This is a genomic window from Paraburkholderia caribensis, assembly GCF_002902945.1.
Classification (GTDB): Bacteria; Pseudomonadota; Gammaproteobacteria; order Burkholderiales; family Burkholderiaceae; genus Paraburkholderia; species Paraburkholderia caribensis.
Window position 1 is genome coordinate 1,822,779 of record NZ_CP026102.1, and the last position, 24,301, is coordinate 1,847,079.

At 58.6% G+C, this 24,301-nt stretch carries 19 protein-coding genes and 2 pseudogenes; 8 read left to right on the forward strand and 13 right to left on the reverse strand.

Translation table 11 applies throughout. From position 1 onward, the window contains the following. Positions 1-27 precede the first annotated feature (27 nt). From C2L66_RS24665 to C2L66_RS24685, 5 genes are all read left to right on the forward strand, one after another. Positions 28-702, forward strand: a complete 675-nt coding sequence (locus C2L66_RS24665; RefSeq protein WP_060607223.1) for a response regulator transcription factor — start codon at positions 28-30, stop codon at positions 700-702. A gap of 177 nt (positions 703-879) precedes the next feature. Then, complete coding sequence (locus C2L66_RS24670; RefSeq protein WP_060605964.1) at positions 880-4,125, forward strand: efflux RND transporter permease subunit; 3,246 nt, start codon at positions 880-882, stop codon at positions 4,123-4,125. Then, positions 4,115-5,338: an efflux RND transporter periplasmic adaptor subunit gene (locus tag C2L66_RS24675; protein WP_054930595.1), complete on the forward strand. Its 1,224-nt coding sequence runs from the start codon at positions 4,115-4,117 to the stop codon at positions 5,336-5,338. Before C2L66_RS24670 ends, C2L66_RS24675 begins: the two co-directional genes overlap by 11 nt. After that, positions 5,331-6,776 (forward strand): efflux transporter outer membrane subunit, encoded by a 1,446-nt coding sequence (locus C2L66_RS24680; protein WP_060605961.1) that lies wholly within the window; start codon positions 5,331-5,333, stop codon positions 6,774-6,776. The genes C2L66_RS24675 and C2L66_RS24680 overlap by 8 nt, the downstream gene beginning before the upstream one ends. A gap of 217 nt (positions 6,777-6,993) precedes the next feature. After that, on the forward strand, positions 6,994-7,272 hold the full coding sequence (locus tag C2L66_RS24685) for a DUF4148 domain-containing protein (protein WP_054930597.1): 279 nt from the start codon (positions 6,994-6,996) through the stop codon (positions 7,270-7,272). A gap of 294 nt (positions 7,273-7,566) precedes the next feature. Here the strand turns inward: C2L66_RS24685 and C2L66_RS24690 are convergent, their stop codons facing one another. From C2L66_RS24690 to C2L66_RS24710, 6 genes are all read right to left on the reverse strand, one after another. Beyond that, complete coding sequence (locus C2L66_RS24690; protein WP_060605959.1) at positions 7,567-8,250, reverse strand: winged helix-turn-helix transcriptional regulator; 684 nt, start codon at positions 8,248-8,250, stop codon at positions 7,567-7,569. Between the two features lie 49 nt (positions 8,251-8,299). Continuing rightward, a complete protein-coding gene (locus tag C2L66_RS24695; RefSeq protein ID WP_054930599.1) occupies positions 8,300-9,691 on the reverse strand; it encodes a sensor histidine kinase in 1,392 nt (463 codons plus the stop codon). 19 nt (positions 9,692-9,710) lie between these two features. After that, the gene (locus C2L66_RS24700; protein WP_054930600.1) at positions 9,711-10,388 is read right to left on the reverse strand and encodes a response regulator transcription factor; all 678 of its coding nucleotides are present in this window, start codon (positions 10,386-10,388) and stop codon (positions 9,711-9,713) included. Positions 10,389-11,575: 1,187 nt separating this feature from the next. After that, positions 11,576-11,884 (reverse strand): DUF4148 domain-containing protein, encoded by a 309-nt coding sequence (locus C2L66_RS24705; RefSeq protein WP_054930601.1) that lies wholly within the window; start codon positions 11,882-11,884, stop codon positions 11,576-11,578. Between the two features lie 1,044 nt (positions 11,885-12,928). Beyond that, the gene (locus tag C2L66_RS40780) at positions 12,929-13,255 is read right to left on the reverse strand and encodes a hypothetical protein (protein WP_148654623.1); all 327 of its coding nucleotides are present in this window, start codon (positions 13,253-13,255) and stop codon (positions 12,929-12,931) included. Positions 13,256-13,357: 102 nt separating this feature from the next. Continuing rightward, a complete protein-coding gene (locus tag C2L66_RS24710; protein WP_224100717.1) occupies positions 13,358-13,813 on the reverse strand; it encodes an NAD(P)/FAD-dependent oxidoreductase in 456 nt (151 codons plus the stop codon). 19 nt (positions 13,814-13,832) lie between these two features. Between C2L66_RS24710 and C2L66_RS41760 the strand changes: the two are divergent. Continuing rightward, positions 13,833-13,970 (forward strand): annotated as a pseudogene (locus tag C2L66_RS41760) (IS91 family transposase); the annotation flags it as partial. A gap of 436 nt (positions 13,971-14,406) precedes the next feature. Here the strand turns inward: C2L66_RS41760 and C2L66_RS24720 are convergent. Next, positions 14,407-15,291 (reverse strand): LysR family transcriptional regulator, encoded by an 885-nt coding sequence (locus tag C2L66_RS24720; protein WP_054930602.1) that lies wholly within the window; start codon positions 15,289-15,291, stop codon positions 14,407-14,409. A 100-nt stretch (positions 15,292-15,391) separates the two neighbouring features. Here C2L66_RS24720 and C2L66_RS24725 point away from each other — a divergent pair, with 100 nt between their 5' ends. Beyond that, positions 15,392-16,543: a TDT family transporter gene (locus C2L66_RS24725; RefSeq protein ID WP_082670436.1), complete on the forward strand. Its 1,152-nt coding sequence runs from the start codon at positions 15,392-15,394 to the stop codon at positions 16,541-16,543. Between the two features lie 62 nt (positions 16,544-16,605). Beyond that, complete coding sequence (locus C2L66_RS24730) at positions 16,606-17,595, forward strand: malate dehydrogenase (RefSeq protein WP_060605956.1); 990 nt, start codon at positions 16,606-16,608, stop codon at positions 17,593-17,595. Positions 17,596-18,165: 570 nt separating this feature from the next. Here the strand turns inward: C2L66_RS24730 and C2L66_RS24735 are convergent. The 6 genes and pseudogenes from C2L66_RS24735 to C2L66_RS24760 form a co-directional block, all read right to left on the reverse strand. Next, positions 18,166-19,209 (reverse strand): hypothetical protein, encoded by a 1,044-nt coding sequence (locus tag C2L66_RS24735; RefSeq protein WP_148654622.1) that lies wholly within the window; start codon positions 19,207-19,209, stop codon positions 18,166-18,168. A gap of 82 nt (positions 19,210-19,291) precedes the next feature. Beyond that, entirely contained in the window at positions 19,292-20,245 is a 954-nt protein-coding gene (locus C2L66_RS24740; protein ID WP_103323720.1) for an SH3 domain-containing protein, read from the reverse strand. Between the two features lie 641 nt (positions 20,246-20,886). Next, complete coding sequence (locus C2L66_RS41765; protein ID WP_148654621.1) at positions 20,887-21,408, reverse strand: hypothetical protein; 522 nt, start codon at positions 21,406-21,408, stop codon at positions 20,887-20,889. Next, the gene (locus C2L66_RS24750; protein ID WP_060605944.1) at positions 21,399-22,418 is read right to left on the reverse strand and encodes a hypothetical protein; all 1,020 of its coding nucleotides are present in this window, start codon (positions 22,416-22,418) and stop codon (positions 21,399-21,401) included. Before C2L66_RS24750 ends, C2L66_RS41765 begins: the two co-directional genes overlap by 10 nt. Further along, positions 22,409-23,599, reverse strand: a complete 1,191-nt coding sequence (locus C2L66_RS24755; protein ID WP_060605942.1) for an SH3 domain-containing protein — start codon at positions 23,597-23,599, stop codon at positions 22,409-22,411. Before C2L66_RS24755 ends, C2L66_RS24750 begins: the two co-directional genes overlap by 10 nt. Positions 23,600-23,679: 80 nt before the next feature. After that, a pseudogene (locus C2L66_RS24760) lies at positions 23,680-24,063 on the reverse strand (DUF2345 domain-containing protein); the annotation flags it as partial. Positions 24,064-24,301: the final 238 nt, after the last annotated feature.

Genomic DNA, 24,301 nt, shown 5'->3' on the forward strand with positions numbered 1-24,301 from the left:
AAACGGCCGCCGACACAGGTGAAGCAGATGCCGAAAATTCTCACTATTGAAGATGACGATCTGGTCGTCGAAGATGTGGTTCGCGCCTTGACCGCGAGCGGCTTTAACGTCGATGTTGCCCGAACTGGGCGCGACGGCATGGCCAAGGCCATGTCCGGCGATTATGATGTCATCACGATCGACCGGGTGCTACCCGACCTCGACGGACTGAAGATCGTCTCCACGATGCGCGGCGTCGGGATCGAAACACCCGTACTTGTGATGAGCGCGTTGTCCAATGTGGACCAGCGCATTCAGGGGTTGCGCGCCGGTGGCGACGACTACCTGATAAAACCATTCTCCCCCGAGGAGATGTCCGCTCGCGTCGAAGTGTTGATGCGACGCCGTCCGCGCGTAGGCAAGGAAGAAACGGTGCTGCGTACTGGACCGCTCGAACTCGATCTGATACGCCGTCGCGTTACGTATCGCGGCCAGGAACTGTCACTGCAGCCCACCGAACTACGTTTGCTCGAATTCATGATGCGTCATGCGGGCCAGGTGCTCACCCGTACGATGATCTTCGAGGCGGTATGGTGCTGCCGCTTCGACCCTGGTACGAATCTGATCGATGTGCACGTAGGCCGTTTGCGGCGGAAGATCGATGTGGCTGGCGACTCCCCGCTCATTCGCACCATTCGCGGGTCGGGCTATTTACTGGGATGACGCTCCCGGTATCCAGACTCCGTTACATGTCGCAGCGGGCATTAAACATCTTTCATGTTAGTAGACGCTGTGCGTTAGCGTCCTTTCCCGACAATACGGGCTCCCGCTTGTCCTGGTCGACGGCCAAAAATCCCTTTTGGTCGCGCTTGATGAGTGCCCTGCACGGAGTCGTTGTCCATGCTGAAAATTGTCCGGTTAGCGCTGGTCCGGCCTTATACCTTCATCGTTCTCGCTCTGCTCATCCTGATTGCCGGCCCCCTCGCCGCGCTACGCACACCCACCGACATCTTCCCCGACATCCGCATTCCCGTTATCAGCGTTGTCTGGAGCTACACCGGCCTTCAGCCGGACGACATGTCCGGCCGCATCGTCACGTATTACGAGCGCACGCTCGGCACGACGGTCAACGATGTCGAGCATATCGAGTCCCAATCGTTTCGTGGCTACGGCATCGTGAAGATCTTCTTCCAGCCTAACGTTGACATCCGCACGGCCACTGCGCAGGTGACGTCGGTCTCGCAGACAGTTCTAAAGCAGATGCCGCCCGGCACGACCCCGCCGCAGATTCTGAACTACAACGCGTCGACTGTTCCCGTGCTGCAGATCGCCCTGACAAGTAACAAGCTCGACGAACAGAAGCTCGCTGACTACGCGACGAACTACATCCGGCCGCAACTACTCAGCGTTCCGGGCGTTGCAATCCCAACGCCTTATGGCGGCAAGACACGTGAAGTGCAGATCGACCTCGACCCACAAGCGCTCCAGGCCAGACAGCTCTCGGCTCAGGATGTTGCGAATGCGCTTGCACAACAGAACCAGATCGTCCCCGCCGGTACCGAGAAGATTGGCCCGTTTGAGTACAACATCAAGCTGAATAACAGCCCGATCGCGCTCGCGGAGCTCAACGATCTGCCGATCAAAAGCGTGGGGGGCTCGACGATCTATATCCGCGATGTCGCACATGTGCGCGACGGCTTTCCACCGCAGACCAACATAGTGCGCGTCAACGGCCAGCGCGCCGTGCTGATGAGCATACTGAAGAACGGTAACGCCTCGACCCTGGACATCATCGCCGGCGTTAAAGCAAAGTTACCGATCGTCGAGGCCACGCTGCCGTCCTCGCTTAAGATCGTGACCCTGGCTGATCAGTCGACGTTCGTCAAAGGTGCTGTTAGCGGCGTCGCCCGTGAGGGCGTGATCGCAGCCGCGCTGACGTCACTGATGATCCTGCTCTTTCTCGGTAGTTGGCGCTCAACGCTCATCATCGCAGCATCGATCCCGCTTGCCGTGTTAAGTGCGATCGCCGCGCTCGCGGCCTTGGGTGAAACACTGAATGTGATGACGCTAGGCGGCCTCGCCCTGGCGGTCGGAATTCTAGTCGATGACGCGACCGTCACGATCGAAAATATCAACTGGCATCTTGAACAGGGCAAAGACGTACGCTCCGCGATTCTCGACGGCGCTGCTCAGATCGTCACGCCCGCCTTCGTCTCATTGCTTTGCATCTGCATCGTATTCGTCCCGATGTTGCTGCTGAACGGCATCGCGCGCTATCTGTTCGTGCCGATGGCAGAGGCCGTCATCTTTGCGATGGTCGCATCGTTCATCTTGTCGCGCACGTTCGTCCCGATGATGGCAGCCTATCTGTTGCGACCCCATGCTTCAGATGGCCACGCGTCTGGCGAGCTTTGCGCCGTGATGGCGGCACACGGCGCAATGGATCACGTGATACCGTCGCGCAACCCACTCGTTCGCCTGCAACGCGGGTTTGAACACCGCTTCGAGCGCTTGCGCAGAATTTACCGTGTGCTGCTCGGGCTCGCTCTGACGAGCCGCCTGCGTTTCGTCACGGGTTTCATGGTAGCCGTGATCGGCTCGCTGGCGGTGCTTTCGCCATGGCTCGGCCGCAATTTCTTTCCCGACATCGATTCGGGGGCAATTGTCGTTCACATGCGCGGACCTTCTGGCACGCGTATCGAAGACACGGCCGCGCTGGCCGACCGCGTCGAGGATGTCATACGCGAAATTGTCCCGTCCGACCAGTTGGCCAGCATCACGGACAATCTCGGTCTGCCGAACAGCGGCATCAATCTGACTTACAACAATAGCGGTACCACGGGACCGCAAGACGGCGACATACTGGTGTCCCTGCGCCCCGACCATGCTCCAACGTCCGGTTATGTGAAGACGTTGCGTACGAAACTGCCGCGCACCTTTCCTGGGGTGACGTTCGCGTTCCTGCCCGCGGACATCGTTAGCCAGATTCTCAATTTCGGAGCACCGGCACCCATAGACGTGCAAGTCGCGGGTCCCAATCAGGCCGCGAACCACCGCTATGCGATCGAGCTGTTACGCAAGATCAGGCTGATTGGTGGTGTCGCCGACCCACGTATACAGCAGGCGTCTAACTACCCCGAATTTACCGTGAGAGTGGACCGTTCGCGGGCCGACCAGCTTGGCATTACCGAATCCAATGTGACCGACTCCCTTGTCGCGAGCCTCTCGGGCACGAGCCAGGTCGCGCCATCGTTCTGGCTCAACTCGCACAACGGCGTGTCCTATCCAATCGTTGCACAGACACCCCAGTACCGGATGACGTCCTTGTCCGCCCTCTCCAATCTCACAGTCAGCGGCGCCGATGGCCGGTCGCAACTGCTCGGTGCGATTGCATCGATTACGCGCGGTGCCGGCGATCTCGTGATTTCGCACTACAACATCATGCCGCTCTATGACGTCTTCGCCACGATGCAGGGGCGCGACCTGGGAGCCGTCGCCGCTTCGATCCAGCATGTGCTCCATGCCACGGCCAAAGACCTGCCCAAGGGCTCGACTGTCACGCTGCGCGGCCAGGTACAGACAATGAATGGCGCATTCACCGGGTTGCTGCTTGGCCTGGGCGCTGCTGTGCTGCTGATCTATTTGCTGATCGTCGTGAATTTCCATTCATGGAGCGATGCGCTGGTCATTGTCAGTGCTCTTCCTGCCGCACTTGCGGGCATCGTGTGGATGCTCTTCACCACGCAGACGCCGTTGTCCGTGCCGGCGTTGACGGGCGCAATTCTTTGCATGGGGGTCGCGACGGCGAACAGCATCCTCGTGGTCAGCTTCGCGCGCGAACGCCTCGCGGTGGGCGGCGACCCGTTGGTCGCGGCGCTGGAAGCGGGCTTTACGCGTTTTCGCCCAGTACTGATGACGGCACTGGCAATGATCATCGGCATGACACCAATGGCGCTCGGCATGGGCGACGGCGGCGAGCAGAATGCGCCGCTCGGGCGAGCCGTCATTGGCGGCCTGATGTGCGCGACCTGCGCGACGCTGTTGTTCGTCCCCGTCATCTTCAGTCTCGTTCATCGAAACGACCGCCCTCAACCTGCTCAATGTTCTCTTACCAGTAACGATCGAGGAGAATCGCATGTCCACTGAAATCGACGTCCGTTCGCCGCGACGCCTCAATCACCTGAAGCTGGCCGGTATTGCCGCGCTGCTGGCCGCAGCGGCCATTGTCGGCAGCGGCATTACAAGCCGCATACATAGCCGCTCCGAAGTCGCGGACTGGACCCGGGCGCAGGCAATCCCCACGGTATCGGTCGTGCAGCCGCGCGCGCCCGTCTCTGCCCAACAGCTCGTGCTGCCCGGCCGGCTTGCTGCGTACATCAACGCGCCGATCTATGCGCGGGTGTCCGGCTATCTGCACGCCTGGTATGCGGACATCGGCACCCACGTGAAGGCGGGCCAGGTGCTCGGTATGATCGACACGCCTGATCTCGACCAGCAGTTGCAACAGGCGCGTGCCGATTTGCAGAACGCCGAAGCTAACGAAAAACTCGCAGCCACCACGGCGAAGCGCTGGACCCTGATGCTTTCGCAGGACTCTGTCTCGCAACAGGAAGCCGATGAGAAAGCCGGGGATCTCGCTGCCAAACAGGCCACTGTCGCCGCGCAACAGGCGAATGTCGCGCGCCTTGAAGCGCTTGAATCGTTCAAGCGCATTGCTGCGCCGTTCGATGGCATCGTGACCGCGCGCGACACGGACGTTGGCGCATTAATTGACGCCGGCGGAGGCAACCGCCCCCAACTCTTCACCGTGTCAGATGCGCACCAGCTGCGCGTCTATGTGAGCGTCCCGCAAAGCGAAGCCGCCTCGATCCGCACCGGCATGAGCGCGACGCTCACCGTGCCCGAGCGGCCGGGGATGACTTTCGACGCCCATCTCGTCGATACCGACGATGCCATCACGCCATCTTCAGGCACGCTGCTCGTACAACTCGCGGTCGACAACCATCGAGGCCTGCTCATCCCCGGCGAGTACACCGAGGTGCATTTCTCGCTGCCCGCGAGCAGGCGCGCATTGGAGGTCCCAGCGAGCGCGTTGATCTTCAGCGACGAAGGGCTTCAGATAGCTACTGTCGACAGTGGCGGACATGCGACTCTCAAGCACGTTGCGATCGCGACCGACCTTGGCACACAAGTCATTATCGGGTCTGGACTCGATCGCGCCGACCGCGTGATCGACAACCCGCCCGACTCGCTCGTCGATGGCGATGCCGTCCACGTCGCGGCCGCAAAGAACCCTGGTAACGACACGCGTGCAACGGAAGGCTCGAACCCGGGGCCGGGGGAGCACACGCATGGCTAGCCTGTCTGTTTGTGCGTCGCTGGCGGGCGCTGTCTTCGCGATCTCGTCATTCAGCGGATGCTCGTTCGCGCCGCAGTACCATGCCCCCCTCACGGAGATACCGGCCACGTTCAAGGAAGCTGGCAAATGGCAAACCGCGTCGCCCGCCGACCGAGTGCCGCGCAGTGCGTGGTGGACGGTCTTTCATGATCCCGTCCTTGATCGCCTCGAAGCGCAGGTCGGGGAAGCGAACCCCGATGTTGCCGCCGCCGTCGCCCGTCACGACAAGGCACTCGCACTCGCCGACCAGGCGCGTGCGAGCCTGTTTCCGACCATTGGCGCCGGGGCGCAGGTCCAGCGCATAAGGCAATCCGATAACCGGCCGCTTCGCAGCCCAGACCAGCCGTCCGTCTACGACTCAAGCACGTTCGATGTCGGCCTCGACTATGAAGTGGACCTATGGGGCAAGGTCCGCAACGAAATCGCCGCCGGAACTGCGACGGCCGAAGCCAACGCGGACGATCTTGCATCGTTGCAACTGAGCCTGCAGGCACAGCTCGCAAGCGACTACTTCGATCTGCGTGGTCTAGACGAACAGCAAAAACTTCTTAACGACGCCGTGGCGACTTATCGGCGCGCGCGCAATCTCACACAGAGTCGGCATAACGGCGGCATTTCCTCGGAACTCGACGTCTCGCGCGCAAGTACGCAATTATCGGCAGCGCGTGCGGCCGCCGACGACACCTTGGCGCGCCGCGCGCTCGATGAACATGCAATTGCAACGCTTGTCGGCGTGCCGGCATCGCAATTCACATTGCCCGCGAATGCCGTGCGTCCTTACCTGCCGCATATCCCGGCGGGGATCCCTGCCGCGCTGCTACAGCGCCGTCCGGACATTGCGTCTGCGGAGCGCACCGTCGCCGCCGCCAACGCGAAGATCGGCGTCGCCAAGGCGGCGTTCTTTCCCGATCTTTCGCTAAGTCTGGCCGGTGGATACCAGACCGACGTGTTGTCTCCGTGGCTCATCACGCCCAACGAGATCTGGTCAATCGGTCCGACGTTGCTGTTCACACTGTTCGACGGTGGCCGACGAACGGCCATCACGCACGCCGCCGAGGCACAGCTTGCCGAGAATGGCGCGAAGTACAGGTCCATCGTACTGAGCGCGTTCCAGCAGGTCGAAGACAACCTTGCGCTATTGCATCATCTCGGCGACGAATCCATGCAGGAGCAGGATGCATTGACCTCTGCGCAGCGCACGCTGACCCTGTCTACGTCCCGCTATCGCGACGGCGTGGTGAGCTATCTCGATGTCGTGACCGCGCAAACGACGGAACTGAACACTGAGATCAGTGCGTCGGCGCTCTACACGCGCCGTTTGACGGCGGCCGTAAGGCTCGTCCAGGCGCTGGGTGGCGGGTGGACACCAAACGGCACCGGAGCCGTCGCCGCGCGCTGATGCGTTGTGCGTTTCGCCTTGCAACGTTGAATGGCCTTTCATGAAAACGCAGCTCTATCGGGGTTCTCAGCGCACTACGCCGAGGAAAGCATAAACGGCGCATGAATATCTTTTCATACTGGTACCGCCAAAGCGCTAGTTCCACCTGTCTATCCTGATTCGTGTCCGATGCAACAACTCCGCATCGGTCATTCATTGCATAATATGGAGAACTAAGATGCATAAATTCACTTTGACAGCCGCGGCCTTGGGCCTCATCCTCTCCGCCTCGGCATTCGCACAGAGCACTCCCAGTACGCCCGGTACCTCGGGTGCCGCTGCCTCGCCTGCGCCACAGGTCGCGCAGAGTTCAGTGCCTGCCATGGCGGGGCAGTGGGTGCCACCTTATGGTGAAGCGGTTCAGCCCAAAACGCGTGCGCAGGTCTACCAGGAACTCATCCAGGCCGAGAAAGACGGACAGCTGGCCTATCTGAACTCTACCGTCTACGCGCACTGAGCGTCGTAGCGCGGATCTGCCATGAACGCGATGAACAAGCCTCGTCCACCTCGCGCGCTGTACCGACTTACAGCACGCCTCACGCTCATCGTCACGGTCCTGCTGTCGGGCTGCGCAGCGCAAAACACGCAGGCCGCCGGCGGTTGCGTCGGACCTCCGAGCTTTTGCAATATCTATTTTGGATCGTGAGCCGTTGAAGCCGGAATGCCCATATGCGTGGGCATTCCGCTTTATAGAAAGGAAGCAACGCGGGCACGACCGTGCGCCACAGGCAGCACGTGGTAGCCAGACAGACTAGCGCGTGCAGGAGATTTGATAGCCGAAACGGCTTACTGTTTCGATCTTGATATATGGGAATCGCTGCACCAGTTTCCTGCGCAGACGCGAAACAACCAGATTGACGCTTGCGGGGTCGACATCCTCCTTTTCCGACCATGCATACCGGATCAACTGGTCCCGTGGCACGGGCATGTTTGGCTGACGCAGCAGACATTCGAGAAGCTGATATTCACGCTTCGTCAGCGAAAGACGGGTGTTGCCGTCGACCAGCTCCCGCGTTGCAGTATCGAGCCTCGGGAGAACGCGCGCCGTCATGGCTTCGTTCCCTACCTTCGACGACGATCGGTGCAAAGCTAGCATCCGCTCGTGAATTTCGATGAACGACCACGGGTACGACAGACAGGCGTCGGCACCCGCGCGCAGCACGCTGATTCGATCCTGTGTGTCGATCGAACGTACCATTACGACTACTAGCGGACTATTCGGCAGACTCGCGAACAGCGGCACGGCGGCAAGCATCACGGCCCGTGCGGCCGCGTCGGCGGCCAGCACGACCACAGCATCGAAGGGCTCGTGGGACGCGAGAAATAGTCCGTCCCGTGCATCTTCAGCGCGTTGCAGACTATGTGCACTTTCCTGAAATGCCTTGTGCAGCCAGCCGGCTTCGGGAATTGCCGGTGACACCAATAGGATGCGCATGCGATCAGAGTGAATCGAATGGTTCGACTACGAATATGAACATGGCGGTCTACGCGAGTGTATGTGACCAGCATTCGACCGCCGCGCGGGTGCCCGGTGCGCAGTCGTCGATGGTCAGCCTGAAGTCGTGAACCCTCATGACGGCGCACACGACACTCAGGCCCAGCCCAGACCCTGCAAGATGCCGGGTCTGCTCGGCGCGGTAGAATCGTTGCATGATGGCGCCCCGTTCCGTGCTGGGGATGCCCGGCCCGTTGTCGATCACGGCTGCCAGCGGACCGAACGGCGTTTGTTTGAGCTCGATGCTCACCACTCCGTTATCAAGCACGAACTTAATCGCATTGTCGACTAAATTGCTCAGCGCTTCGAAAAGCAGCGCGCGATCGCCATGAATGAGCTCGACCGGCTCGCTTTGTACGGTCAATTCGATTGAGCGTGCCTCTGCGAGCGGCTCATACAGTTCACAGACATCGCGCACGAGGTCTTCCAGTTGCACCTGTGCAAATCCCCCGCGACGTTGCAACGCGCCGATTTCTGAAATGCGCAACATGGCGCGAAAGCGCTCTAATAATGAATCGGTTTCCTTGCGTGCGCGCGAAAGCATATCGAGAAGCATGGGATCGCCGCATGGTCGTGCATGCTGGTCGATATGTGCAAGCAGCGTACGCACGTGAGCGAGCGGCGTGCGCAGATCATGAGCAATGCCGTCACATGCGCCTTTCACTTCTGTCATCAAACGCTCGACCTCGTCGAGCATGTGATTGACGAGATGCGCAAGCATGTCGAGTTCATCTCGCCCGCCTACGGGCAACCGCTGATTTAGATCACCCCTCGCAATCGCCTGCGTAACCCGCCGGATGTTACTCAGCCGGCGCACCTGCCGAAAGCTCAACGCAAGGCCTCCCGCCATCCCTACGATCAGGCAGAACGGGCCGGCGATGAGCAGGGTGTTCACGAGGTCGTCGCGGATGCGGATGATGTGGGTTAGATCGCGCGCCACAACCAGAATATCACCGTTACTGCTGCGATTGGCCATCGCGCGGACCACAGGCGCGGCCACTCCTTCGCCGACAGGTAACGTACGGTCGAGCGTGACGGGACTACGATCGGTCGGCACGCCGCGCGGCACGCGCGTCACGTCCCCCGCAATGTGCTTCCCATCAGCCGCGAACAGCCCATAGTATGCGGCATGCATGCGCTCGTGCTCCAGACGGCGCTGAACGGCTTCAGCAACTTGATCCTGCGGGAGCGAATCAAAATAGGTAAGTTGCCAGTCCATCACGATATCGTTTTGTCGCTCCATTTCTCTCGTCACGACGAAACAGAGCACGGCGAGCAGCATCATCACCGTGATCGAAAAGATCAGCCCGTAGGCGGAAAGGAGCCGAAGGTTTGCGGTATGCCAGCGGCGCGATAGGCTCGAGCCAAGTGCAATAGTCATCTCGGTAGCGAATGATGATTTAGCCGAATATGTAGCCAGAGCCACGGACAGTTTGAATCATGGGTTGCGTCCCCGGAGGATCGATCTTCTTGCGAAGCCTTCCCATATGAACATCAATCAGGTTGGTGCCCGGGTCGAAGTGATAGCCCCACACTGCTTCGAACAACATCGTACGGGTGATCGTGCGTCCGGTATGACGCATCATGTACTCGAGCACGCGATACTCAGTCGGCAGCAGAGGAATTTCCTGCCCGTCGCGCGTTACCCTGCGTGCAATAAGGTCGAGTTCAATCGGACCGACCGTCAGCGAGGTTTCAGACTGCCCATGCGGCGTCGAGCGCCGCCGCAACAGCACTTCGAGTCGAGCAACCATTTCCTCCGGATCGAACGGCTTCGTGAGATAGTCGTCGCCACCCGCTCGCAACCCTCTTACACGCTCATCGACATCGCCCAGTGCGCTCACCATCAGAACTGGCGTGGTGATGCCGATGCTGCGCATGGTTTTCAATATGGTCAGGCCATCAACGCCTGGCAACATCCTGTCGAGCGTGATGATGTCGTATTCGTCGTTGAGCGCGTGGGTCATGCCATCGCGCCCGTCGCTAATACGCTGAACGGAGTATCCGCGTCGCGTCAGTTCGTTGACGATCTCGCTTGCGGCGACATCGTCGTCTTCAATGGTGAGCACTCGCAACATAGGTCTGCTTCAGACACCGCCGGCACGGCAAATAGAGGTTGGCTTGGGGGTCGCACACACGCGTGAAAGCCCACGCATTACATAGCTTTCAGTCAACGTTCTGAAAATGCAAGGTTAGCTGTATGCGAACGCTACGACCGCAGCATTTCAATGAAGAAAAATATAAGAACCTGATGGCGCATGTCGAGGCGCGCGGCCCAATGTGCGCTCCTGTCCCTGAAACGTGTTTAAGCGACTTATGATGCGTCTCCCGTCGAGACCCGCCTCTTAACAGGCACACTAGGCGACATCAACCTCGCAATACCGGATCGCTTCGCAACCACAAGGCCCGCAACGAGACAGAGCAAGACGAGCATGAGTGGAGGAGGGTCTTCGTCATTGAAGGGCCTGACACCGCATCAGGCGTCACCTGAACGGCGGCAGCTGCGATAATGCAGCGCAAAACTTAAATTCGACTTAATAGTTGAGAGCGTGATCGTCTAATTTCTAAGACAGGTCGATACAAGGACAAGACTTGATCAACAAGAAAAGAGCGAGATGACAGGGATGTGCCGGCGATTTAACGCCAGCTTCCGGGGGTGGAAGTAGAACGGATGGCGCGAGACCGAGGACGTGTCAAGGTCCTTGTCCATGAAGCTTGCCGACGGTTGTTCGAAAGCGAGACACACCGGCGACTGCCCCGGCTTGGCTAGCGGCCGTCTGGCGAAACGCGATAAGGCCCCCGGCCAGCTACCGCGCGGTGTCGTGACCACATCTCTGATGGGCTTCTAGTGACCTGATACCGTAGATCGCACACTCCGATCGCTATACCGGTTCGTTACTCAGCGCGACGTGATCACGTAACAGAATCATGCGGCGCGGCTGGGCAGCCCCGACCTCACGTTGCTTGAGTGATTCGACGGAAATGAAGCAAGTGACATGACCGGATGGCATTCGTTGCTACGACTGACAGCGTTTCTGATTATTCGGCATTCGGTATTCAGCAATATGGCAGAGCAAGCCTAGGAACGAGACTCGGCAGAATACTTATTGCGGTGCAATCTGACCATGTGCGCGACGGCAACGTGATAACTCCTGCCTGGTGGATCTTCACGCGTCACACGAATGGTGCCATCAATAGACGCAAGCGTGCAACTAATGAGGTTATCGCTCCCATGTCAAAGTATTCTACTCTCGCGGGAGCATAATCACTTTTCCGTCGCTTGAACACTTGCACCGAGTTGTGGCTTGACGCAGTCCCGTTGGTACTCCGACTGCAGGCGGGCTTCGGCGGTATCAAGATCGTCTGGATAGTCGTCCTCGCTGCCTCCCGGTTGATAACCAACTGCCTCTAGTTCGCTCAACTCATTCATCAACTGACTGTGCGTCACAGGATGCTGTAGCTTCGTAAAGGGATAGTCGTTGCACTGCTGTGGCGTGAGATGAGACGACGCAAAAGCGGGGACGCTCGTAAGAAAAAGCAGTGCAAACGCGGCGGTGATCGAAACAGTTTTCATGGCGACCCTCCAAAAGTTGATTTCGACAAATTCAGCTTACAGAGTGCACCTGACCAATTCGGCAGCATGGCGATGAAACTTGTTTAATGTGCGTGTCACACGCTATCGCCTGCCGGCCCTCCGGTAGACCGCATTGAAACCCCGTGCACGATGGACGGACTGCCTGTTGAAATACTATCCGCGCCGGTTTTTCGCGCGAGGGATAGACGTTGAGACAAGGAATCGAACAAAACTGAGACCGAGGCGGCGTGCACCGCCAGTCGACGCTGATGAAGTGTCCGTCAGCGTGCATCGTTAGCCCTGGGCTGAACACCATTACAACAAGTGCCGCCAGAAAGTACCGCTCCACGAAAATCTCAGGTGCGCGGATAGCCCCGCTGTCATGTTTCACTGCGTCGCTGTGCAAACCCCAAGCCGTGTGGCGCCGCAGTTAATCCAAGACCTGGTGCGCCGCAGCAGGTCCTCGCGAGGTTCGGTGTCGCACGGGGCGCCGGACTTATGTCACCGAGGGATTTCAGCAGCTATTCCAGATACCGCCGCTTTAGTATTCTACGCAGCGCGCACATGACGCCACGCTCTGTCCACGCCCGAATCGAAAATGCGTGCTGCCGTGCGCGCTCGAACATAAGCAGCGGAGTTTAGCGACGCTGGACGGCGTCCGTCGTCCATCCACATTAACGAATGACCTTGATTCCACTGACCCTGTAGAGCGGCATTGTCATTGAAAGGAGAGAACGAATGACTTCGACACCTGCATTTTCGATCCGAGCTTTAGCATGCCTTGTCAGCCTAGGTGTCTTGACGTACGGCACGCATGGACTTGCGTCGCATCAGCATTTGCATTTCGCCTATCTGACGCTCACGGCGCTCGGAGTAATTGGCGGAGCGCTCTTCACTAGTACGTGGACATTTAAGGCATGAGCGGGTCATAGCAAGACCGGCACCTATGCCGGGATCCAACATTCCTTCTTTTCGTGAACGCTAGGATCGCAGTATCGGTTAAGTGGTACAAAGAAGTCGGTATCAACTTCGCCCGGTGACCTGCTAGTCACCACGCTGAACTTGTCTTGCCGGCACCCAATAATTCATTGATCCGCCAGGTATGCCGAGCAGGACTGCGGAAGGATCGTCAACCCCGTCATCGGAAAGCTCGCATGCCAAAACATTGGCTGACAGCAGCGTTACCTGCTGCGACGCGGTCATTTTGGCCAGCTTTTCGACGGTTACGGGGTGAAGTTGGCGATAAATGTCGTAGCTGATAGCCCCCGGTACGTCGCCTCTCACATGCACCGGCGTTCCTCGAGTGCAATTCGCCGCATGTGAGTTTTGCGAACAGATAGCGGCTACGATCATAAGCAGGAACCCTTTCATACACACCTCGTGGACCAAAAGTCAATCTTAACCTGAACTGCGCGCTGTCGAACTGGATGCCGTTCGCCATACGGCCTGACGATAAACCTCTTTGCACTCATACTAACAATTCACCCTCGACGGCTTTCCAGGTATTTGTGAACGAATGCGATTGCCATACTGCCGTTCTCCAACGGCGGACGCGACGCGTTTGACCGGACTCAGTCGTACATCTCCGCATGCGAATACGCCGGGGATACTCGTTTCGAGTAAGTAAGGGTCGCGAGTTTCGGACCAGAGCCCGGCCTTAACGACATCGTCGCCCGTGAGCACGAACCCTCGTTGATCGCGCGCGATCTCCATCGGTAGCCATCCCGTCTCCGCGTCTGCACCGATAAAAACGAAAAGCCCTCCACAGGCTTTCCAGCTCTCCTCTCCATGTGACCCATCCCGCAAACAGATCTCCGAAAGACGGGACTCCCCCCGCACCGCGGTCACTTCCGAATCGAGTTGGACGGAGACGTTGGATTTTGCCTTGATCTGCTCGATTAGATAGCGGGCCGCCCGTCGCGGAATCACCCGTCCCCGGGGAAGACTACGCGACCGTTACCGGCGGCTCACCGGCAGGTCACTACGCGATTGCCCAGCGTGCGGCAAGGGTCATATGGTCCACATCGAAGGCGGTGTGCCTGGCATCCTGCCGCGCGCTCCTCCTGACCCGACCCATGTGCACTAGCCAGCATCATTGAGTCGTCCCCCTGTCTGACCGATCACCGTAGATCGATCAGCATGCTCCACCGCAGAACTGCTACATAGTCCTCGGCGACAAGCGCTTGCCGGAACATGGCCAGGCCTGCCAAGTGCTCGCCGACGCAACGCCCGAGATGGTATCGGGGCCTTCCTTAACGCACATCCGTGGCCGAAATGAAGTAGGGCCAGATTGCCAACTTATTTATGTAAAATATGCGGCAAGGGAGTCACTGGGCCGGCTGCAGTCGGCGTGAGACCGGCAGTTCGACGTCTCTTCACGAACGACGGCTTATCCGGCATGTAAGTCCGCATCAAATCCACGTCTGCCTGGGGAACTGCAAAGACGCTAGGTGGCCATGTTTGACGGATGCGCCCCCTTGGACCGCATGCGGGCCGCGCGCGGAGCTTCCAACGCGACTCCGTCAAGTAAATACACCAGTCGTCAAGTTGTGGAAAGCCTTTGCCGCCGGGGTGAGGCTCTGGTTCTTACGCCAGAGCATGTTGAGCTGGCGGACCACGCGAATGTCGCTAATGGGCAGCTCCACCAGATTACCGGCTTCGAGTTCATCTCTCACGGACAGACGCGACACCCACGACACCGCATGCCCGATGCGCAGCAGCCGCTTGATCGCCTCCTGGCTGCCGACCACCAGCCCCGGTTCAAGTGTGAGTTCGTGCGCCGCATAAGCCTGTTCGACGACTTCACGCGTGCCCGAACCCTTCTCGCGCATGACAAGCTCCACGTCGGACAAGGCCGCCGCGTTGAGCCTGCGCCTTCGCGACAGCGGATGATCCGGGCCCGCGACCGCGACGATCTCGTCGGCGCCGAGTGACATGACATCGAACGCATCGTCGCCGTAGGGTCCTTCGATCAAACCAAGCTGACAGCGCTGCCCAAGTACAGCGCTCTTGACCTGTTCAGTGTTGGAGATCACGAGTTCGATGGTCACGCCCGGATACAGATCGCGATATGCGTCCATCAGCGCGGGCATCAGATACGTGCCGATCGTATGACTCGACGCAATCACCAGATGCCCGCGTTTGAGACCGGCAAACTCTGCGACCGCCGCCTCGGCCGCGTCAGCCAGCCGGAAGATCTGGCCTGCGTATTCGGCGAGCATCCGGCCCGCCTCAGTCAACTGCATGCCGCGCGGCATACGGTCGAACAGCGCGACGCCCAGCCGCTCTTCGAGCTCACGTATCTCGCGGGTCAACGCGGGTTGGCTAACGTGCAATCGTTCGGCCGCGGCCGTCACGCTGCCCGTCTGCGCGACGGCATCGAACGCTGCCAGATGGGTGAAGTTCATGGAATACCGAAATGATATGAGAGCGATCGAAAAGATGTATTTTTAGTATATATCGACCCCCCCTAAAGTTCACTCACCGAACCCCTTAACGGAGATTGCGATGAGCCAAACCCTGACCGCCCGGCGCTCGCGCAGAGGCAACCATGAAAGCCTGCTGGAAAATATCCGCCAGTTCACGCCGAACTGGTTTGCCGTGACGATGGGCACGGGCGCCGCGTTTCTGGTGCTCAATGCGCTTCCGGTGTCGTTCGACGGCAAGGCGCTCCTTGCGCAGTCGCTCTGGATCGCGGATATCGGCCTGTATGCGATCTTCCTGTTGATGTTCGCGGGCAGATGCATCCTCTTCGGCGAGACGATCGGACCGCTGCTGCGTCATCCGTTGCAGTCCATGTTCCTCGGCGCCATGCCCATGGGGCTCGCGCCGATCATCAATGGCTTTGTGGCTTTCGCTGCGCCGCATCTCGGCGCACCGGCCTATCAGATCGCACTGAACCTGTGGGTATTCGACGCGGTGCTGTCGGTCGTGATCGCGATCGGCGTGCCCTATGTGATGTTCACGCGCCAGGAGCACAGTCTGGAGCGATTGACTGCCGCCCTGCTGCTTCCCATCGTCGCGCCGGAAGTGGCCGCATCCAGTGCGGGTGTGCTGGCGCCTCACCTGCCCGCTTCCCCGGCGCAGCTCGTGGTTGGAGCCGGTTACGTGTTGTGGGCTATTTCGGTCCCGCTGGCATTCGCGATTCTGACCATCGTGCTGTTCCGATTGATCATCCACAAGCTGCCGCATCGCGAACTGGGTGTGACCAGCTGGCTCACATTGGGTCCCATCGGCACGGGCGCACTTGGCCTCATCACACTCGGCGACGCCGCCAACAAGGCGTTCGCACATACCGGCTTGCATGACGTCGCCTCTCTCGCCAGCACCTTCGGCGTATTCGGCGCGCTGCTGCTGTGGGGCGCAGGTCTGTGGTGGCTTGCTTGCGCGGTGCTGTTCATGTGGCGCTATCGCCTTGAAGGGCTGCCCTTCAATCTCGGCTGGTGGGGTCTCACTTTCCCGATTGGCGTCTATACGCTCGCCACATTCGCCCTTGGACGCACGACTGGATTCGATTGCTTCGTGCACATCGGCATCGTGCTCGCTGTTGCGCTCGGCGCGCTGTGGATCTTCGTAAGTTGCCGCACGGCCAGGGCGCTGCTGCACAAGGAAGTGCGATTCCGCGCTCCGTGTCTTGCGCAAGCCCGCGCCCCGGCCTGATTGCACACCCGCTTTGCCCAACCGGGCATCGACAACCGTTGAAAGAGAGAAGGAAAAAAATCATGTCATCAAAAGCCAAACGCATTGCGGTCACGGGCGCAGCAGGTCAGATTGCCTATTCGTTGCTGTTCCGCATCGCCAACGGTGACCTGCTCGGCAAGGAACAGAAGCTCGTCCTACAACTGCTCGAACTTCCGCAGTCGATGGACGCGCTGCGTGGCGTCGTCATGGAACTGGAAGACTGTGCATTTCCGCTCGTCGAAGCCATCGAAATCGGCGACGATCCGTACACCGCTTTCCGCGATGCCGACTATGCGTTTCTGGTCGGATCGCGACCGCGCGGAAAAGGGATGGAAAGGCGGGATCTGCTGGCCGCGAATGCGGCGATATTCCGCACGCAGGGACAAGCATTGAATGACGCGGCAAGCCGTGACGTCAAGGTTCTCGTGGTGGGCAATCCCGCCAATACGAATGCATGGGTCACGCGGCAATTCACACCCGACCTTCCAGATGACGCCATCACGGCCATGATCCGCCTCGATCACAACCGGGCAGTGGGCCGTCTCGCTACCCGCTGCGGCGTACCCGCGGATGAGATTTATCACATGGCCGTATGGGGCAATCACTCGCCGACCATGTACGCGGACTACCGCCATGCGATGGCACGACGGGAATCTATTCGCGTGCTGCTCGCCGACGAAGCGTGGAATCGCGATGTCTTCATCCCCGAGATCGCACGACGCGGAACGGCGATTATCGAAGCGCGCGGCGCATCGTCTGCCGCGTCGGCCGCCAATGCAGCGATCGACCAGATGCACGACTGGGTCAGGGGCAGTCACGGAAGATGGGTGTCGATGAGCATCGTGTCGAATGGCGAATACGGCATTCCAGCCGGGCTCGTATTCGGCATGCCCGTGACCTGCGGTAAAGGTTGCTACCGCGTTGTATCCGATATTGATATCGATGCATTCGCACGTGCACATATCGATGCCTCTGTCGCGGAACTCATGGACGAAATGAAGGCCGTTCGCGCGATCCTCGGATTGCGATAGTACGCCCGAGGCATCATCTATAGCGCCTGCGCCCGTCGGGAAGGGGCGCGTTTCAGCTCATTGGTGTGTCGACGCGTGTGCCCTCCGTGCATTTTCAAAAACTTTCTTGCGATGTCGAAAGCGCCCCATTTGTACTACGGCGAGCATGTCTTGTAAGCCAAGAGAACTCATGGGAATAGATGGGGCCAGTTGCCCCGATATCTGGCGCCTAAACGCAGGCATCTTCTGAGAAGAACGCGAGAACGCCAAATCGAGGGCGTGTGAAAACGCACCCTAAACGCGACGCTCGAAAAAATCGACCCTCCAGATCGTGCTGTGTTGGCTTCGCAGTGCCTTGGGAAGGGTAAAGCGACACCTGAAAAACCGGGTACTGTCGAGTTTTCACACGCCCTCGACCCGGAGCGGACAATGAGATTGCTCGACAGCGGACACTCAATCGGCGGACGCTTGAATAGCGTTTTGATCCCATATCGGGCCGAGTCGGTGCGCAACATGTTTGCCTGGATGTCTGCCATTCGGACGCTAGCAATACGAGTCGTGTCGTATATCTCGCTCAGATTGCGGAGCACTTTACGGCTCGATCGTCAGTTGATCGGATTTGATCCAACGAAGCAGATGCTTGCCAGAAGCGTTGCCGTAGTCCACATAGGCCCAACCGGACGGCGACTGCTTCAATACCGATACTCTATCGTTTTTGACCAGATAGGCGCGTCCCGCGCTGGCATCATCCGGGGCCTTATAAAGTGTCGCTCTTTGCACCGATATGGTCGCGGCAGGATTCCCGATTTTCGCGGCAGATGAAAGTGGCGTGCCGACGATATCAATGTCCGCTTTTGAAAGCCCGTCGTCTATCAGTCGAGCATCGTTTCGCGCGCCTGCTGCATGCAAAGCGGCCGTAATCCCCTGATACGCCCCACGATTGGCCGCCGACGGCGGATCGCAACGCAGGAGATTTCCGGCGCCCGAGTCGTTGCTAACGAGTAACCTTGGTGGCTGACCAGCACGGATAAACCGCATCAGCCGGCTGGCCGATGGACGGTCTTCCTTCAACATCAGGTTCGTCTGGTCGTCGTTTCCCCACTGCGCGGGCTGGCCCGCACGCCAGCCCGCCCCGCATATCTCGCCAGTTTGATCCGCTGTAATACAGCCCGTGCGAATCTCGATGGCAGAACAGTATTCCCGGCTCGCACCAGACTCCGTTTCTGCAGGCCCCGACGAAACCGATCCCGACTCGATTCGTTCTATGACGACATATTGGCCAGAAGGAGAAATATTGCTGTCATGCGGAGGTTGCATTAACGCACCGGGCGCGGTCGAATCGCCGGCTTTTGGCAAGACGCTGAACGTCGTGCCGTTCGGGAAATAGAAGATGGCCTGCTGCCATGCACGCCGGGCTAACGGGGCTTGAGGATTCGTCGCCTTGCCATACACAATTGCCCCTCCGCCCGGCAACGCGAAACGGAATGTGGACGACGGAGCGGCGGCAAGCGCTGATTCGGCAGTACCGCCGATTAGCATCAAGGCTATGGCAAACGCCGCGCCGGTAGATACAGTGTGCATGCTAAAAGAGCGGATGCGAAGTAGCAGAACATGAGTGTCTATGAACTGTTTCAATCGCTTTTCCTATGCTCAATCTTCTTGAGGCGCACTCCGATAAGCACAAACGTTGCAATCAAGGGCACCTCCACGAAGTTAGTTATCGGTCGATGTTCGGTCGCTCCAGCCATGCTTCGATAGGTTCCTTCCCCGCGCGGTTATAGCGAACTCTCACCCAATCCGGCTTCTGTTCGCCAATAATGACAACGCGATCGCCGCGGATGAGATAGCCGCGACGGTTGCTTCCTACTGAAGGCCGCTCGTAGAGCCATGCTCGGTCGACCTGCACCGTCGATACCCTCAACGCATCAGCATCGGCTGGCATAGCTCTGGTGGAGGCGGGCGTCGAGTGGTTCCCGGCAGAGGATGCGTCGCCCAGCGCGGCCTGTATTTGCGCGTAATACCGTGCGTTTGCTGCGCTCGGCGGATCACATGCTCGAAGATTGTCCAGACCCAACGCGACGCGCAAGAATGGCTTGATATTCGTTGCTTTGGCCTGGCTGAATTGAGTCCATACGGCTCGCGCCGTCGGCTTTTCCAGCGCTTTCATCGATTGCGAGTCCGTTTTGCCTGAGTCGAGCTGGCTGCGCCATCTCGTCTCTTTGTCATCCCATGCGCCACCGCAAACAACGCCAGAATAGTCACGCGCGACACACTCAGTCACGGTGTCCAGGATCGGACAGAATTCACGACTTACCACAGTAGGCTTACCATCTTCGGTTTCCGTCACTCCGTTACGCGTGAGATCGAGTACGACATAGCGTCCATCGTGCGAGCGCGCTCTCGCGCCAACCGTCGAAAAGATGACGCCGCCCTGAGAAATGAGCGCTTCGTCCGGGACAATCGCAAGTGCGGTACCGTCTGGGCGCGTGATGGTGAGACGCGTCCAACCAGGCCCGAACGTGCGGCTCAGTTCCGGCGATACGGGTGCGGAATAAACCAGTTGCGCGTGATTGGGGAAATCGATCTCCCGCTGGTTATCCTGCGCACACCATGCCTGTTGGGAAACCAGAAAAGCTGAAAACAGCAAAGTGATTCGTGCTGGGTGGCTCATATCTGATAGCGCACATCGTACAGCGCGTGCCGATCGCCAGTTGATCCGATTCGGACGATCGAAGCAGACGCCTGCAGGAAGCATCGAAACGGTCCACATGACTGTAGGACCCGCTGCCGCTACTTCGTGCAGAAACATCATTCAGTGAATATCAACCTTCGACACAGGTACTTCATTGACTCCATCGAAAATTTTGTTCGAAAAACTCTTGTATCCCGAAGCCGTACATTCCTGATCAAATATTACTTTTCCATTCTTCGATACGTAGACCTCGCCTGGCGAAACAGACGAAACGACATACGTGTAAGCTCCTTTCGAGAATTTCAAATGCAGCCCACGAATACTACCTTCAGAGACGTCGGTAATCTTGACTGTGCTTGCGGGAGGAACATTCTGACCAGGAAATGCGAAAGCATTGTCCTTGGTACCGTATCGATATTGCACGTAGCCCCGATTAGGGGCAGTGTTGTCCTTTGCGCATACGGAGACAGTCTTTTGATTTTCTAGCGGACAACTGAAATAAATCTCTTCCCCGTCGTTGCAAAGTGTCTGTTCATTCTGAGAAGTCTGATCCTGCCCATTCGCCACGTCATATTTAACGAGCGAGAGCAGAATAATCGTTAGAATTCGTGCTATCCACATTACTTCAGTCCTCCCCAATTGCGAATCGACGCGAAATTATTTCGCCGATCCACGATGTCGTTCATATTCTCCGGATTGATCGGGTGACCAGGCTGATGCTTGAAAAGTCCGGGATTGATCGCTCGCGTGATGTTATCGACATCGTCTTCGGCTGCGCCATGATCGGCCGTTTCGTACATTCTGTTATTGATCCAATACGCCGCGGCCGATCTCACGGCGTATTTGACCTCGCCGACCAGCGCGTAATCTACCAGAAAGTTCAGATTGGCCTCGCCGGCCCAGCCACTTGAATTCTGTCGGTGCCATTCGGTAAACAATCGATATTGAGTTTGACCCGTAATCTGGATCAAGCCTCTGCCTCGGTACTTCCACCCGTCACCGCTTGCGATGTCTCCATTACCATTTCTGCGCTCATATGCGCGGTTCGCAATTGCTTGCTCATCGGCGGGATGCTCAGCCGTACGTCCGTACAAATCAGCCTCGTCAGGATGTGCCTGGAAATAGCTAAATTTCAGTTCCAACCGTCAGGCGGATAATTAAGGCTTTCACCATCGTGAACAGCCAACGACGGTCCTGCCTCACGTCGAATTTGTGCGAAGAAGTGCTCGCGTCTGAGTGGCTTGTCGAGTTTAAACAAATCGATATTCGTATTCAATTCCGTCATAGCTGCTTGCAGCGTCGCAACACTTGCACTCGGGAAAATGTGCTGCATCATCGCGAGCGTAAACTGGAAGTCGGTACGGCGGAAATTCCCCACGAGACCAAGAGGATGAAAATGATAAACGTTAGAGCTCGTTGGCCATCCACTCACACCGCTGATCCCACTCCAAAATCGCAGCACATCAATCCGCGTCTTCTCCGCTTGCCACACAGGCAGCCCTGCATGCATATGCGAATCGAGCGCATCCCACTTGCTCATCTCCCCGCCCCATTCACTCTCGTATCGCACGATCAGATGATCGATCCGATCTGCGAGCCACGGTTTGCCGAGCGCCGTCTGTAGTTCGTGTGCGGTGATCTTGCCATCGCGCTGCCCCTGAGCGTCGATCGCGTCTTCAAGCTTGCGAATGGTTTCGTCGGAGCGCGCATTCGCGAATGAGCCCTCGAATTGCGCGATCTCGTCCGGCGTGCCGCTGTCTGCGATATAGAGCGCGCGTGCAAACATGTCGGAAACCGACGCTTGCAGATTCAGGACATCGAATCCCGGCCAGTCCCAGGGACTTTTCAGCTCAACGAGAGGATGCCCGTGATCGCAAACCCAGCCATTGACTTCGGCATTGTTCCCGTCGGCGATGCTCACTGCGTACCACCTCTTGTTCTCAGCCTCAACACAACTTTGCGCCGATGCGGTGCTCACCACGCGTGTCCAGGCTGCCGCCGCGCCGCCCGCCGCCCGCCGCCCGCCGCCCGCCGCTTGCAGGGTCAAGGGAAACTGGCTCCACGCCGGGCGATCTTCATTGCCGTGCGGATCCGCGCGCGCAATCCAGAGCGCCTGATTGTTGAGCGGCTGCCCGCTCGGGTTTACCTGCAAGACCTTCCGCCACGCACCGCTGGCTGGCGAGCCCGGGGCGTCCTTGACGGATGCTCCGTGCGGGATCGATGAACTGGGAGAAGACGGCTGCACCAGCTTCGCGCCTTTCGAATCAGCAAGAGATTGCGCGATTTCGGATCGAGTTGCTGCGCCCGTGCGCGGCTGCGCGAAACGAAAGCGTTGATGTCGTCGCCCGTGAAGACCTCGACATGAAGCAGCGGTCGTTCACCCTGCTTGGGCGGCAAGCTATGATGCGCCCGCGCTTCCACGAGCCGCTGATACTCACCAATAAGCGCAACCGTCTCGCCTGCGGCGATAGCGTGAGGCTTCGGCAGGACATGGATCTGATCCACCGCAGACGGTTGGCTTTGCTTGTCCAGCTCGCCCAGGAAAACCCATCCTGTCGCGGCATCTGCTGGCAGGGCTGCGCCTTCCCGATACGATTGAACCGTACCCGACACAAAACCCCCGATCTTGCCCCATGCGCCGTGTTTCTGGCCGACCTTGATCTTCGTATCGCGAGCAAGCCAGCCTGTCACAGCACTACCGGCCGTATGCGACGCCCGAACGCGCAGGCCGGGCTGGTTGTGATCCTCGGAACCAGCGACGTTCTTGCGAGGATCGTTTGCCTTGTTGCCCACCGTATAAATGTCTGTCGCGCCATAGTAGGCGCGTAGAGCCTTCGCCGCACCGTAACCATCGAGCGGCAGCGTATGCATATAAAGGCTGAAGAACGTCAAAACGTCTTCGGCAGGTGTGCTTGTGTTCTGCGTCGGTGCACCGTTCGCCGTATTCGCCGGCTGCGCCGAAGGCGTGGACGGCGCGGGAGGCTTTGGCAACACGAGCCGATGCCGCACCAGCGTGAACCCGCTCGAGTATCCAGCCCTGGATCCGTCAGGATAGGCGAGCTCCTGCAGCTTCGAATTGAGGCGACATGCGACGACTTCACCGTCCGCAATACACTTGACGCCGGCATCCTGATCGAACTTGCCAGCTGTGCCTTTTCCGAAATGGATGCCACCGTGCCAGAGCCCGTTTGCACCGATTGGATAGAAGCCATCCTCCGATGCACTGAGGGCGCTCAGATAATCTTCGGGAGCGGGCTGCGCACCGGGGTTCTTCAATGAGAACGGATACGCCCAATTCTCGACTTGCGACGGCTTGTCCTGTTGCTGCGCCACTAGCTATCCTTTATTCAGTTCGTTTTTTACGGGACGCCCCATCGTCGTCACCCCGAAAAGTCTACTGACCGTTTCGGCTCGCTGTCAGTCCACGACGGGAACTTCTCGTCAAGCCGAACGGGCCCATTGAAGCCATGCTGAGCCCCCTTCACATCGATCGCGCCGGGTGAGTGAATCTCGATGTTGCCGTCTTTCAGCCGGATGTATGCGCCACCCGAAGTCAGCAGAATTTCCTGTTTCGCCACGCCTTCAATCGTCTGTGTCGCCGAGATGAGTTTGACGGACTTTTGCGCAGTCAATTCGATGTTGTCGTCGTGCGCCTGAATCTCGACCTTGCCTTTGCCCGCGAACAGCTTCATGCCCGCGTTTTGCGCGAAGAGACTGAGCTTTTGCGCGACGCTCGCTATCAGCGACTTGCCCGTTGCCACATGAACACTTTGTGTAGAGTTCATCAATTGATGTCGTAGTTTGACAATCAATTTTTGTCGCTTTTGACGGGTTGCACGGTCTGCTTTCTCACCGTTTCGCTCCACGTCCAACCAATACGTGTCGCCTCGGCACACAAATATTTAAAACTTTTGTGATCTATCCCTGTTTGACGCTGCGCCTTTGACTGGGACTCATTTTCTCTGGTGGCGCAAATAACCTCTGAAACGACACGAGCGCCGGTCTAGACCAGAAACTGAGAGGAATCCCAAGGGC

Coding starts and splice junctions, on each gene's coding strand:
- C2L66_RS24665 (WP_060607223.1), top strand. CDS start 28: ATGCCGAAAATTCTCACTATTGAAGATGACGATCTGGTCGTCGAAGAT.
- C2L66_RS24670 (WP_060605964.1), top strand. CDS start 880: ATGCTGAAAATTGTCCGGTTAGCGCTGGTCCGGCCTTATACCTTCATC.
- C2L66_RS24675 (WP_054930595.1), top strand. CDS start 4,115: ATGTCCACTGAAATCGACGTCCGTTCGCCGCGACGCCTCAATCACCTG.
- C2L66_RS24680 (WP_060605961.1), top strand. CDS start 5,331: ATGGCTAGCCTGTCTGTTTGTGCGTCGCTGGCGGGCGCTGTCTTCGCG.
- C2L66_RS24685 (WP_054930597.1), top strand. CDS start 6,994: ATGCATAAATTCACTTTGACAGCCGCGGCCTTGGGCCTCATCCTCTCC.
- C2L66_RS24690 (WP_060605959.1), bottom strand. CDS start 8,250: ATGCGCATCCTATTGGTGTCACCGGCAATTCCCGAAGCCGGCTGGCTG.
- C2L66_RS24695 (WP_054930599.1), bottom strand. CDS start 9,691: ATGACTATTGCACTTGGCTCGAGCCTATCGCGCCGCTGGCATACCGCA.
- C2L66_RS24700 (WP_054930600.1), bottom strand. CDS start 10,388: ATGTTGCGAGTGCTCACCATTGAAGACGACGATGTCGCCGCAAGCGAG.
- C2L66_RS24705 (WP_054930601.1), bottom strand. CDS start 11,884: ATGAAAACTGTTTCGATCACCGCCGCGTTTGCACTGCTTTTTCTTACG.
- C2L66_RS40780 (WP_148654623.1), bottom strand. CDS start 13,255: ATGAAAGGGTTCCTGCTTATGATCGTAGCCGCTATCTGTTCGCAAAAC.
- C2L66_RS24720 (WP_054930602.1), bottom strand. CDS start 15,291: ATGAACTTCACCCATCTGGCAGCGTTCGATGCCGTCGCGCAGACGGGC.
- C2L66_RS24725 (WP_082670436.1), top strand. CDS start 15,392: ATGAGCCAAACCCTGACCGCCCGGCGCTCGCGCAGAGGCAACCATGAA.
- C2L66_RS24730 (WP_060605956.1), top strand. CDS start 16,606: ATGTCATCAAAAGCCAAACGCATTGCGGTCACGGGCGCAGCAGGTCAG.
- C2L66_RS24740 (WP_103323720.1), bottom strand. CDS start 20,245: ATGAGCCACCCAGCACGAATCACTTTGCTGTTTTCAGCTTTTCTGGTT.